This window comes from Microvirga yunnanensis, from assembly GCF_025460875.1.
This window is the reverse complement of record NZ_JAMXFI010000004.1, coordinates 130,293-142,569: the sequence shown is the minus strand read 5'-3', so window position 1 is coordinate 142,569 and position 12,277 is coordinate 130,293. Positions and strand designations below refer to the sequence as shown.

General features: G+C 63.4%; 10 protein-coding genes. 2 read left to right on the top strand and 8 right to left on the bottom strand.

What is annotated here, in order from left to right; genetic code table 11:
- Nucleotides 1-27: 27 nt before the first annotated feature.
- Both NF876_RS03670 and NF876_RS03665 read right to left on the bottom strand, forming a co-directional pair.
- Nucleotides 28-1,056, bottom strand: coding sequence for a Vgb family protein (locus NF876_RS03670; protein ID WP_262267489.1), 1,029 nt, complete (start codon nt 1,054-1,056; stop codon nt 28-30).
- 204 nt (nt 1,057-1,260) lie between these two features.
- Nucleotides 1,261-1,995, bottom strand: coding sequence for a hypothetical protein (locus NF876_RS03665; RefSeq protein WP_262267488.1), 735 nt, complete (start codon nt 1,993-1,995; stop codon nt 1,261-1,263).
- A 545-nt stretch (nt 1,996-2,540) separates the two neighbouring features.
- Between NF876_RS03665 and NF876_RS03660 the strand changes: the two genes are divergently transcribed.
- Nucleotides 2,541-3,683 carry a L,D-transpeptidase family protein gene (locus NF876_RS03660; protein WP_262267487.1) on the top strand — a complete coding sequence of 381 codons (1,143 nt, stop codon included), beginning with the start codon at nt 2,541-2,543 and terminating at the stop codon, nt 3,681-3,683.
- A gap of 37 nt (nt 3,684-3,720) precedes the next feature.
- Here the strand turns inward: NF876_RS03660 and NF876_RS03655 are convergent, their stop codons facing one another.
- On the bottom strand, nt 3,721-4,389 hold the full coding sequence (locus tag NF876_RS03655; RefSeq protein WP_262267486.1) for a transglutaminase-like cysteine peptidase: 669 nt from the start codon (nt 4,387-4,389) through the stop codon (nt 3,721-3,723).
- Nucleotides 4,390-5,259: 870 nt separating this feature from the next.
- Between NF876_RS03655 and NF876_RS03650 the strand changes: the two genes are divergently transcribed.
- Entirely contained in the window at nt 5,260-5,985 is a 726-nt protein-coding gene (locus tag NF876_RS03650) for a cytochrome c biogenesis CcdA family protein (RefSeq protein ID WP_262267485.1), read from the top strand.
- A gap of 97 nt (nt 5,986-6,082) precedes the next feature.
- On the opposite strand, the gene NF876_RS03645 is transcribed toward NF876_RS03650, so the two are convergent.
- The 5 genes from NF876_RS03645 to NF876_RS03625 all read right to left on the bottom strand — a co-directional run bounded on the left by NF876_RS03645 (nt 6,083) and on the right by NF876_RS03625 (nt 11,922).
- Nucleotides 6,083-6,526, bottom strand: coding sequence for a c-type cytochrome (locus tag NF876_RS03645; RefSeq protein WP_315974993.1), 444 nt, complete (start codon nt 6,524-6,526; stop codon nt 6,083-6,085).
- Between the two features lies 1 nt (nt 6,527).
- Nucleotides 6,528-6,650, bottom strand: coding sequence for a hypothetical protein (locus NF876_RS03640; RefSeq protein WP_262267484.1), 123 nt, complete (start codon nt 6,648-6,650; stop codon nt 6,528-6,530).
- A gap of 246 nt (nt 6,651-6,896) precedes the next feature.
- Nucleotides 6,897-10,058: an efflux RND transporter permease subunit gene (locus NF876_RS03635; protein ID WP_262267483.1), complete on the bottom strand. Its 3,162-nt coding sequence runs from the start codon at nt 10,056-10,058 to the stop codon at nt 6,897-6,899.
- Complete coding sequence (locus NF876_RS03630) at nt 10,055-11,581, bottom strand: efflux RND transporter periplasmic adaptor subunit (RefSeq protein ID WP_262267482.1); 1,527 nt, start codon at nt 11,579-11,581, stop codon at nt 10,055-10,057. The genes NF876_RS03635 and NF876_RS03630 overlap by 4 nt, the downstream gene beginning before the upstream one ends.
- Nucleotides 11,581-11,922: a FixH family protein gene (locus NF876_RS03625; protein ID WP_373696618.1), complete on the bottom strand. Its 342-nt coding sequence runs from the start codon at nt 11,920-11,922 to the stop codon at nt 11,581-11,583. The genes NF876_RS03630 and NF876_RS03625 overlap by 1 nt, the downstream gene beginning before the upstream one ends.
- Nucleotides 11,923-12,277: the final 355 nt, after the last annotated feature.

Sequence of the window (12,277 nt, the reverse complement as noted above, 5' to 3'; positions counted from 1 at the left end):
GGGCAGCGGCGGGGATAAGCTGCCAGTTCACTGCGACTGCCGGGCGGTGCGGATCACCATCAGCCGGTCGGCGCCCGACTCCGGCAGCCAGACCTCGCCGGGTCGCCCGAGGATCTGGCGCACGTTGGCGTCGGCCTCTGACATCGGATAGCTCGTGAACTGTTCGGTGGCCGGATCAAAGGACAGGATGGCATCGGCGCCCCAGTCGGACACCCAGACGATGTCGTTGTCATCGACATAGACGGCGTAGGCCTGCGGCTTGTCACCCGGTAGCTTCCACTCGCGCCAGGCGTTCGCCTTCGGATTGTACAGCCCGAGCTGGCCGGCATTCCACTCCGAGACCCAGATGCGCCCCTTCGAGTCGGACCAGACGCGACGGGCGCCTTGGCCCTTCGTCGGGGGTTCGATCACTGTCGCTTCGCCTGTGGCCTTGTCGATGCGGGCGATGTGGTTGCCGGCGAGCGAGGCGTAATAGACGTCTCCCTCCGGCGTGGCCGTGATGCCATAGGGGCCGCGGCCGCGCGGCGCCTTCCAGACCTTCATATCTCCAGTCTTCGGATCAAGCCGGCCGTAGAACCCGTTCTGCCCCGTGAACCAGTGCACGCCGTCCTTGTCGAACACGGCGGTGTTCAGGTTCGTGTATCCGGTGCCCTCGGGAAGCTTCCAAACCTGCACCTGCTCGATTTCGGGATCAACCCGCACGATAGCGTTCTGTCCGCCGTCGGTGAGCCAGGCCGCGCCATCGGGGCCCTGGATCACGCCGTGCGGTGCCGATTTCGGCCCAAGCTTGACCTCGCGGCTCTGGCCTGTGCTCGGATCAAGGATCCCGAGGGCGCCGTTGCGTTGCGCGGAATACCAGATCTTGCCATCAGGTGCAGGCGCGACGTCATGGGGATAGGCGCCATCGGGCAATGGAAAAGTCTGTTGCGACTGCTGGGCTGCACCGGATGCGCTGAGCGCGACGATCGCCACGAAGGCAACAGCAAGGCGGCAGGCATAAGGCATGGCCAGATTCTCCTGAGCAGCAGGAACCATGCGCCAAACTTGTGTCGCCATTGCGCTGTCCGAGTCGCCTGAGTTGACCCTTCTGGGATGCCAACGCCACAATTCAATCAGCGCAGTTGTGGCGTATTTGGGTAGCCAAGATTGGGAATTCTCCCAATCACACCTTTGCTCACGTGCGGAGCCGGACCGTGATCCGCTTCGACCCGGGGCGAGGCCACAGGATCGAAGCGAAACTCTTCAGCGTGGATGCGCCTTTCAGGCTGCCAACGGCCTCTCTCTACGAATCGGGCCGTTCCATTCGATCGGATGCACCAGAGCTTCGACTACTTCAACGAATATCCTGGCCTGATCTGCCGCCGCACTCCGTTGAGGGTGGCCGGCCTTCAGCGCATGAAACCTCATCCGGTAAAGCTCTGACAGAATCGTACAAGCAACCGCAAGACTGTCGGCGATCTCGCCAATCGGGGACGGCTGATCGAGAAAAGTCCGACAACGCGCGGCACTGCGTTGAAGATCTCGGAACGCATGGTCCAGATCGTCCGCGCGGATCCCGCGTGCCAGCAACGCGTCGGATGCTGCGATACTTAAAGACGTGGACAGCAGACCAGCAACATGCACCAGCGCCTGCCCATATGCCTGAGCCCTTCTATCGCCCCCATTGTCGATCTTCACGCGAAGCCCGATGAGCAGTGACTTTGCCCGTGCGACATCGCTCTCGACTACATCACAGTCGTGACGTCCCGGCATCCATTTGCACATGTGTGTTTCTTGTTGTTTGGGAATCAGTCTATCAGCTGATGGCTCCAACCATGGAGTCATTCGCTCTTTCGAGCAAGGATCAAGGCTGATCGAAGGCACCGCTGCGACATCCTGCTCGCAGACTTTTGAACGCTCTCGAATGTGTGCCTCTATGAGGAACTCGGCACTGGCTGCGCGACCATTGTGCAGAGCCAACCTTCCAGGGCCGACGTAGGTCTTGACGCGGCGCATTCACGCTGCCCGACGGTTGCTTGCTGCCCCCGCTTCCGGGAAGACTCGAGCGGGCATCGGTCCGCCTCGCGTCTCTCCTGCCCCGTCGGCATCGAACGCCTAAGCAGGGTCTCGCCCATCGTCTCCCCGCGGGTGAGATCAGAGAGGTCGATCCAGAGCACATCGGAGGAACAAGAAGCGCCGCGCCCTCCAACGCGAGCCGCATGAGGCGATCCTGGCGCAGATCATGGAAGTGCGTGATCGATACGGTCCACGGAGGCGGATCAGCTGCGCTGACCGTCGGCCGTCCCAGTTTCATAATTCTGATGCAGGGTAGCGCAATGCCTCCGGTCAGGCCGCAAGTCGGATTCTGTTTCGCAGACTGCGCTGACAGAAACCGGGACCGCCTCAATCCTGCCAGAGTTCAGGGCAACTTCTACCCTGGAACGAGCTTGACTGCTGTAGGAAGGCATTCCCGCTGTAAGACAGAGTTAAAGCAAATGATCTAAGAAAATCGGGTCCTGTCTGACGGCAACGCTCGGACAGATCAGATCGCGGGGATCCCCATGACAAAGCGTATCGTGTTGGCGGCGGGCCTTGTACTTGCGCTCGCCGCCTGCCAAGGCCAGAACATGTCCACGCGCCACCTGGCGCCGATCCCGCCCGCCACCATGGCGCTGATGGAAGCGAAGGGCCTGTCGCCGAACGACCCGATCCTGATGCGGGCCTACAAGAAGGAATCCGAGATCGAGGTCTGGAAGCGTGGCCGCGACGGCCGATACGCCCTGCTCAAGACCTATCCCATGTGTCGTTGGTCGGGCCAACTCGGGCCGAAGATCCGTGAGGGCGACCGCCAGGCGCCGGAGGGCTTCTACACGATCACCCCCGCGCAGATGAACCCGAACTCGCAGCTCTACCTCTCGTTCAACCTCGGTTACCCGAATGAGTACGACCGCGCCCATGGCCGGACGGGATCGCACCTGATGGTGCACGGCTCGTGCTCGTCACAGGGGTGCTTCGCCATGACGGATGAGGCCATCTCTGAAGTCTACGCACTGGCGCGAGAGGCCTTCGCCGGCGGTCAGCGCGGCTTCCAGTTCCAGTCCTATCCATTCCGGATTACGGCGGAGAACCTGACAAGGCACCGTCTCGACCCGAACATCGCCTTCTGGCGGAACCTCAAGGAAGGCTCCGACTACTTTGAGATCGCCAAGGACGAGCCACGCGTGTCCGTTGCCAACCAGCAGTATGCCTTCAACGGCGATCCCTCGGTAATGGCGGCCGTCGCGCAGAAGCGGCAGACCGACGATCAGCAAGTGACTGCGTTGACGGCCAATGGCATGCAGCCGGTCAAGCTGGTGTACGCGGACGGCGGACAACACGAGAGTTTCCGGCAGGCTTTGTACGGTAATGCAGGGCAGGGCGGCTCGCTTGCGGTGGACACCAATGCCCGCAAGCGCCTCGGTGACATCAGCCGCCCCGAGGCCCTGGCAGCGGGGCCGCAGGAGGTCGTTCTCACCGCAAGCGGGAAGCCCGCGCAGGGTGCCTCGGCTCCGGCGGCTTACGCTTCGCAGAGGTCAGGTGCTGGGCAGGGCCGTGCCACAGGAATCGCGTCCCAGGCGGGCAGCGTATCCGAGCCAAGCGCCGGGCCGGCGGATAGCCAAGGATCTTCGGTGTTAGGACGCATGCGGTCGCTCTTCGGAGGCTGACCGCAACCCGGGTGCCGGGCTTCTCCGCGGCTTCGACTTATTGATTGGCCGTTATCGTCGGCGACGTGCGGCCACCAAGGGACACCCAGGTCGAGCCCGCGTCACCCTCGCGCTTGATGTAGACGTAGCCCGTCGTGTGCCAGGGCAGGATCGCGTTGCGCTTGTTATCGAGAATGAAGTCGCCGCGGGTGGTGCGCACCATCATGACTGCGTGGCCTGCGCCCTCTTCGTCGATCACCACGGTCATGCGCATCGCCCGGCGCGGGATGCCCGCCTCGCCGAGGCGCCTGCGCTTGACGAGTTGGTAGTCCTCGCAGTCGCCGTAGCCGTCCTCGGCAAAGTCCCAGATGTCCTCGACGCCCCAGTGATCGAAATCGGTCCTAGCCTTGATTGTGGCGTTCACCTGCTGGTTGACCTGGTTAAGGGTCTGCCAGACCTTCGCCGTGAGCTCGATGGTAGCGGGCTCGTCAGGGTCAACGGCGCACTCGGTCGGGTTCTGCTCGCAGAAGCGGACCCAGCCTATGATCGGCTTGGCCGCACCGACTTTGGTAACCGGCTGGGTGACGGTCGGCAGGATGCTGCCCGTCTGGGTCTGCGCCTGCGCAGCGGCAACAGTGACAGTCAGAGCGAGGGAGACAGCGGCGAAACGGGACGTGATCCTGGAAAAAGGCCGAACGCTCAGAAGCTCGAAGAGAGGTTGGCGCATTGCCCCCACCGCTGTGCCGTTAAGGATTTGTTCATCTTCATTGGCACAGCGGTGGGGAAGCGCTCAAGGCAGAAGTTAAACAAAGGTTAACAGGTCGCACCCTGGTTCGTTCCGACAGAGCTGTCACGCCTGTCCCGGGCGCAGTGTCGCAGCCGTGATCTCAGGTTGCCGCTGACGCCATCAACCGGGAGGGCGTCGTGCACGTCAGCACCGTCCACATGGACCTCGTCACGTTGAGCGTAGCGTCACAGAGTTCAAGCAGCACACCGCCCATAGCGATCAACTCCGATCCGGAACGATGGTGCGGCCTGGTAACCTCGCAGTTCACCAAGGGTGCGGTGGGCCAGAAGTGGAGGCCGGCCTCGGCTGTGCAAGCCGTTTCTTAGATCCGAAGCTCGGACTGAGCCTGCCGCAAATCCGGCTTCATGAGGCTACAATACCACCCGGACACGCCGACCAATGGGCTTTCGGCGGCAGGCAACGGAAGGAGCAGAGTGAACATGGCGGCACACCGTCTCATCAGATTCATAGATGCGGCGAGAAGACAAAACGGATACGACGATGGACACATGACAAAAGTGTGTGCCGACCCGACTGCATCGCGCATTGACTGCGCACGTGGCACGTCCTGATATTGGCAGCCCGATGATCGATCGCGCCCGGCGGCAAGCAGTGAACGTGATGCAATCAAGCCCACAAGGTTCTTATGCCCTTCTCCGCATTACCGAGACACAGGTTCGAACAAGGGCAAAGATCTCGCCACGCGAAACCATCCCCAAAGAACGGCCAGATGCCGCGCCTTGCATTGACAACCACCTTGAGCCGCTGTGGAGTTCTCCAACCGCAGAGGCCGGCTAGAGTGAAGCCCCTATGCTCAGTGTCTCCCTCCCGGCCGCCGTGTTCGGCGGCCTCATCAGCTTCTTGAGTCCCTGCGTCCTGCCACTGGTGCCGCCTTACCTGTCCTTCCTGGCCGGCACCACCTTCGACCGGTTGAGCGCCGGTGACGGTGCCGTCCGCGGACGAGCGGTGTTGGCCGCGCTCTTGTTCGTGGCCGGGTTCACGACGGTTTTTGTTCTACTGGGCGCGACGGCCTCGGCCTTGGGGCAGGTGATCCGGCAACATGTCGATGTGCTGAGCACGGTGGCAGGTCTCGCCATCATCGTCATGGGCCTGCATTTCCTGGGCATCTTCCGGATCCGGCTCCTTTATCGGGAGGCCCGGGTCAACATCGAGAAGCCGGTCGGCCTCTGGGGTGCTTATGCGATGGGCCTTGCCTTCGCATTCGGGTGGACGCCTTGCATTGGACCGGTATTAGCGGCGATCCTGACTGTTGCCGGCTCTGAGCAGAGCGTTGCGCAGGGAGCCTTGTTGCTTGCAGCTTATTCTGCAGGTCTTGGCATCCCGTTTGTACTTGCGGCACTCGCCATGAAGCCGTTTGTTGCCCTGCTGAGGCGAATGCGCTCGCGTTTCGCGCTGGTGGAGAAGACGATGGGGGGACTCCTCGTGCTGACCGGCATAGCCTTCCTGGCCGGATGGATCACTGACATGTCGTTCTGGATTCTGGAGGCGTTCCCGGCTCTCGCGACGCTCGGCTGAGACACGAAACGGCCCAGGTCCAGCGACGATAAGCTCTGGTGCGGACCTCGATCCCATTCGAGTCGATCGTCGGGCTGTCCGAAGGCTTGTGTCATCCTCATGTCCCGGGCCTGTTGCGGGCCCGCTGGTATTCGCGCGCCGGCTTCGGCCACGTGCTTTTGATGAAGGCGAGGATCGCCTGGATTTCACCGTCCGACAGTGAGCTCTCAAACGCCGGCATGTCGCTTTCGTATCCTGGCACGATCGCTGCCAAACCCTTCTTCGTGATCGTGAACAACTCCTCATCGCTGTGATGCCACGTGTGCCCGCTCACATCATGTGGTGGTGCGGGCATGCGACCGTTCGACAGGGCTTCCTGCCAGTTGGGCTGGCCCTCAAGTTTCGCGCCATGGCACGAGGCGCACCGCTCGGCATAGAGCCTGGCGCCGAGTGCAAGTTGAGCCGCACCGCCTTGGCTCTCGAATCGTTCGAGACCGAGCCACGCAAAGGCGGCAGCACCGATGATTATCAAGAGCGCTCCCCGAGCCAGAACCTTGCCCACGTCACGACCTGCCGCGGAGATACTTGAGCAGCGCGGCCGTCGCGATAACGAGGACGATGACGGACAGGAGCCACGCCAATCCCATTCCCGCCATCATCCAACCTGCGCCGTCCATCATGCCCATTGTTGCCTCCCTTGTTCACGAATGAGGCTGACTAAGCGCGGTCCAGGTGCATCCCTGGTCAGCGCTGCCGAGAAGCTTCCCGCCATTCGTGACGGCGAATACACGCTTGATTGGCGGGATCGGCCGCCAGATGGAGCAGATATCCATCCCCAAAGCCATTGCTGGTGGTTTCAAGACCGACCGGCGGCTCTCCGGCCTTCACCAAACACCGCCCGATTACGAAGGCATAGAGTGTGCCTTCGGCCTTCATTCGGCGGCACGGGGCCAGTCCGGTGCAACCTCCTGGCGGTCAGCCGTGCGGGGCAGGCCATGACCCTTGATCAGCGCGTAGATCGCCGGAATGACCACCAGCGTCAGTACCGTCGATGAGATCATGCCGCCGATCATCGGCACGGCGATGCGCTGCATGATCTCGGAGCCGGTGCCGCTGCTCCACAGGATCGGAATCAGGCCCGCCATGATGGCAATGACGGTCATCATCTTGGGCCGTACGCGATCCACTGCACCGATCATGATCGACGTATAGAGATCAGTGCGGGTGAACGGATGGCCTTGGCGCTCCCGCTCCTCCCGCACTTCCTGCCGGGCGTGATCGAGGTAGATCAGCATGATGACGCCGGTTTCGGCCGCCACACCGGCCAACGCGATGAATCCGACTGCGACTGCGACCGACATATTGAAGCCAAGCCACCACATCAGCCAGATGCCGCCGACCAGCGCGAAGGGCAGCGATAGCATCACAATGAGCGTTTCGGTCAGGGCTTGGAAGTTCAAGTAAAGCAGCAGGAAGATGATCAGCAGCGTGACCGGCACCACAATCTTGAGTCGCGCCTCGGCACGTTCGAGGTACTCGAACTGACCGCTCCACTGAACGTAATAGCCTGGCGGGAACCTGACCTCGCTCGCAACCGCCTGCCGCGCCTCGGCGACATAGCCGCCGAGGTCGCGTCCAACGATGTCGACGAAGATGTAAACCGCGAGCTGGCCGTTCTCCGTCCGGATCGAGGTCGCACCGCGGGTGAGCTTGACGCTCGCCACCTCTCCTAAGGGCACCGCACCCCCGTTTGGCATTGGCACCTGCACCTCGGTGGCGATGGCCTGCGGATTTGAACGCAGCTCGCGTGGATAGCGCACGTTAACGCTGTAGCGCTCGCGACCCTCGACGGTGTTGGTGACCATCTCGCCGCCGAGCGCCGTGGCGATCACGTCCTGCACATCGCCGACGGTCAGGCCATAGCGTCCGAGGGCGATCCGATCCGGCACGATATCGAGGAAGTAGCCTCCGATCACGCGCTCGGCGTAGGCACTCGACGTGCCGGGCACCGCCTTCACCACGGCTTCGACCTGGCGTGCGATTTGTTCCATCTCGGCAAGGTCAGTGCCGAATACCTTGATGCCGACGGGCGTGCGGATACCAGTCGAGAGCATGTCGATGCGTGCCTGGATCGGCATGGTCCAGGCGTTCGACACGCCTGGGAACTGCAGCGCCTTGTCCATCTCGGTCTTGAGGCTGTCGATGGTGACGCCGGGCCGCCATTCGCTCTTCGGCTTCAGGGTAATGATTGTCTCGAACATCTCGGTCGGCGCGGGATCGGTCGCGGTGAGGGCCCGCCCCGCCTTGCCATAAACGGAGGCCACCTCCGGGAACGACTTGATGATCCGGTCCTGCGTCTGCATGAGCTCGGCCGCTTTGGTGATCGACAGGCCCGGCAGGGTGGTGGGCATGTACATCAAGGTGCCCTCGTCCAGAGCCGGCATGAACTCGGAGCCAAGCTGGCGGGCCGGCCAGATCGTTGCGCCGAGCGCCACGAGGGCGAGCACAATGGTGAGGACTTTAGCCTCGAGTACGCCACGGATGATCGGCCTGTAGATCCAGATCAGGAAGCGATTGATCGGGTTGCGGTGCTCCGGGACGATCCGCCCGCGCACGAAGATCACCATCAGCGCAGGGACGAGCGTCACGGACAGGATGGCCGCCGCCGCCATCGCGAAAGTTTTGGTGAAGGCGAGCGGACCAAACAGGCGGCCCTCCTGCGCCTCCAGCGTGAAGATCGGCAGGAACGAGACCGTGATGATCAGCAGGCTGAAGAACAGGGCCGGTCCGACCTCGATCGCTGCTTTGACGAGGATCTCGACCCGCGGCTGGTCCGGTGGTGCCCGCTCCAAATGCTTGTGGGCATTCTCGATCATCACAATGGCCGCATCGATCATCGCACCGACTGCGATGGCGATGCCACCCAGGCTCATGATGTTGGATCCGAGCCCAAGGAGCCTCATGGCGCCAAATGCCATGAGGATGCCGACGGGCAGCATCAGGATGGCGACCATCGCGCTGCGCAGGTGGAGCAGGAATACGACGCACACCAAGGCGACAATGATGCTCTCCTCGATCAGCGTGCCCTTAAGTGTTTCGATCGCCGCCTCGATCAGCTGCGAGCGATCGTAGACGGGAACGATCTCGGTGCCCTTCGGCAAACTCGAAGCGACGTCAGCAAGCCGCGCCTTCACGCTTTCGATCACGTTGAGTGCGTTGGCGCCGAACCGCTGCAGGACAATGCCGCTCGCGACCTCACCCTCGCCGTTGAGTTCGGTGACGCCGCGCCGCTCGTCAGGCCCAATCTCGACACGCGCGACGTCGCCGAGACGCAATGGCGTCCCGGCATCCGTCTTGAGGACGATGCTCTCGATGTCCTGAATGCTCCTGAGATAGCCGCGGCCCCGAACCATGAACTCAAACTCGGAGAGTTCGACCGTGCGCCCGCCGACATCGGCATTGCTGGTGCGGATCGCCTCTCGCAACGCCTGGAGGGACACTCCCTGGGCGCGCAGCCGCCGTGGGTCCACGACCACATTGTATTGCTTGACGAACCCGCCGACGCTTGCGACCTCTGCGACGCCTTCTCCCTTCGCGGCCGCGAACCGCACCACCCAGTCCTGCAGTGACCGCAGCTCGGCCAAGGTCATGTTCTTGGCCATCACGGCGTACTGGTAGACCCAGCCCACGCCCGTGGCGTCCGGCCCCAGGCTTGGGGTGACGCCGGCAGGCAGACGCCGTGCGGCCGCATTCAGATACTCCAGCACGCGTGAGCGGGCCCAGTACGCGTCGGTTCCGTCCTCGAAGATGATGTAGACGAACGAGACACCGAAGAACGAGAAACCCCGCACCACCTTCGATTTCGGCACCGTCAGCATGGCCGTGGTGAGCGGATAGGTGACCTGGTCTTCCACGACCTGAGGCGCCTGACCTGGATACTCTGTGTAGACGATGACCTGCACGTCCGAGAGGTCCGGGATGGCATCGAGCGGCAGGCTGCGCAGGGAATACAGACCCGCCGCAACCGCGAACACCGTCCCGATCAGGACAAGCATGAGGTTGCGGGAGGACCACGCAATGAGCCGGGCGATCATTGGGCCTTCTCCGCGACAGGAGCCGACATGCTCTGGAGCGCGGCCTTCAGGTTGCTTTCGGCATCGATGAGGAAATTGGCCGACACGACCACCTGGTCTCCTGGCGCGACGCCCTCGCGGATCTCGACAAAGCCGTTCCCGCTGGCGCCCACCGTGACCTGGCGCGGCTCGAAGCGGCCCTCGCCCTTATCGACGATCACGACTTGGCGCGTGCCTGTGTCGATGAGCGCGCTGTCCGGCACGGCCACAACGGGTTTGGCGGCCCCGGTCGCGATTTCAACGTCGGCGTACATGTCCGGCAGCAGGAGACCATCCGGGTTCGGGATTTCGATCCGGACCCGGGCCGTCCGGGTCTCCGGGTTCACCTGCGGGTAGATCAGGCCGATCTTGCCAGGGAAAGCTTGGCCCGGCAGGCTGCGCACACGGATCGTGACGGCTTGGCCCGGCCGGACGGCGCCGAGATCGTGCTCGGGCACATCGGCGAGCACCCAGAGCGTAGAGAGATCGGCGATCCGGAACAGGATATCCCCCGGCATCGCCCGCATCCCGTCCGTCGCGTTGCGCTCCAGAACGAGACCGTCCCGCGGGGCCGACCAAGTGATCGTGGTTGGCACCTTCCGTCCGCGTTCGATCTCAGCCAGCGCCTCCGGCGGCACGTCGAGATTTTCCAGGCGTCGGCGAGCTCCTTCGAGGACCGCGGCGCGGCCGCCGGCAACGCCGCCTCCGTCGTTCAGAACGCTCAGATACTGGGCGCTGGCGGCGGAGATCTCTGGCGAGTAGAGTCGCAGGAGCGGCTGACCGGCGCGCACCCGCTCGCCCGTTGTGACGTTCTCGACCTTCTCGATGAAGCTCTCCGAGCGCAAGGCGATGACTGCCACACGACGCTCATCGAGCTTGATCGTGCCGGGAGCCCGCACCGGCCGGGTGACGACACGGCGCTCAGCCGGCTCGGACCGGACGCCGGTGCGCTGGAGCCTGCCGGGGGAAACCGTGACGGTCGAGCCATCCTGCGCCTCCCCCTCGTAGACGGGCAGGTAGTCCATGCCCATCGAATCCTTCTTGGGAACCGGCGAGGTATCCGGCAGCCCCATGGGGTTGCGGTAGTAGAGGACCTTCTTGCCGCCGCTCTGATCGGCCTCGGTCGGGCTAGCCGCAGCATTCTTCGGCCTGTCGCCGAAGCTCACGTCCTCGCTGGCTCGAACGGCAACGTAGTCGCGGCCATTCTCGGTCTTCTTTGGCCCGGCGGAGTAGAAGGGCTTACCGTCCGGGTCACGGTAATAGACCGTCGGGCCGGACACCGCGGGAGGGGAGCCGTTGCCTCCCGCGGCGGCCAGCCAGCCCGGTGGCGCAAAGCCGCCAGGCAGCAAGAGGCGGCCTTGGCCCGCGCGAAGGCCGAGCCAGATGCCGGCTCCCAGGGCCAGGAGCACCAAAGCAGCGTTCAGAAGGCGCTTGGATGACCGCTTGCCGTCCGCGGGCCGGTGCTCGCGTGGCTCGAAGTCGCGAAATCGGGTCATCTGATCCATCACTGCACCGCCTTAAACACAAGACGGTTTTGGACGGTGCCGGTCTGGCCCTGCACCTTTGCGGCCAGGGAGAGTTGCCAGCCGCCCTCCATCGTCAGGTTGGTCTTGAACCGGTAGATCCCGGGCTCAGGAGACGGCATCAACTCGATGGGGGCTGTCATCGTCGGCATCCCATCGGGAGCCATGTCAATCCGCTGCGCAAAGATCACCGCATCCGGGACGGACCTCCCGGAAAGCTCCTCAACGAGGCGCACATCCACCGTGGCTTCACCCTGCTTCACCTCGTCTCGGACAAGCTCAAAGGCATGGTCCTTGAGTTCGGCGGCCGAGACGGGGGGCAACGTGCTGTTCCCGGCGAACCCGACTTGCGCCTTCACCTGATCCCAAGACTGCAAAATCCAGCCCGGGAGAATCGAACGGTTGGGCAGGGCCTGAACCACGGACGGTGGGATCCAGGCCGGCAGGGCCGCCTGATCCGTCGTCATGAGGCCGAGGATGGCCGCTCCGACCATGGCCAGCCCTAGGAACGCAGCCACACGGGCACGTCCTTTGGTGAGGAGAATCATTTGTCTGTAACCCAGTCATGCATGGCGTGGGCATCGCAGGCGCTGCCGAGGAACGCCAATCAATGCGCGATCAAGCCCCGTGACGCACGGTCACGCGGCGACACGAGCCGGCACGGAGGCCGGTGCAGGA

Excerpts from the sequence above, each read along its gene's own strand:
- NF876_RS03670 (WP_262267489.1), bottom strand. The coding sequence starts at position 1,056 with ATGGCGACACAAGTTTGGCGCATGGTTCCTGCTGCTCAGGAGAATCTG.
- NF876_RS03665 (WP_262267488.1), bottom strand. The coding sequence starts at position 1,995 with ATGCGCCGCGTCAAGACCTACGTCGGCCCTGGAAGGTTGGCTCTGCAC.
- NF876_RS03660 (WP_262267487.1), top strand. The coding sequence starts at position 2,541 with ATGACAAAGCGTATCGTGTTGGCGGCGGGCCTTGTACTTGCGCTCGCC.
- NF876_RS03655 (WP_262267486.1), bottom strand. The coding sequence starts at position 4,389 with ATGCGCCAACCTCTCTTCGAGCTTCTGAGCGTTCGGCCTTTTTCCAGG.
- NF876_RS03650 (WP_262267485.1), top strand. The coding sequence starts at position 5,260 with ATGCTCAGTGTCTCCCTCCCGGCCGCCGTGTTCGGCGGCCTCATCAGC.
- NF876_RS03640 (WP_262267484.1), bottom strand. The coding sequence starts at position 6,650 with ATGGGCATGATGGACGGCGCAGGTTGGATGATGGCGGGAATGGGATTG.
- NF876_RS03635 (WP_262267483.1), bottom strand. The coding sequence starts at position 10,058 with ATGATCGCCCGGCTCATTGCGTGGTCCTCCCGCAACCTCATGCTTGTC.
- NF876_RS03630 (WP_262267482.1), bottom strand. The coding sequence starts at position 11,581 with ATGGATCAGATGACCCGATTTCGCGACTTCGAGCCACGCGAGCACCGG.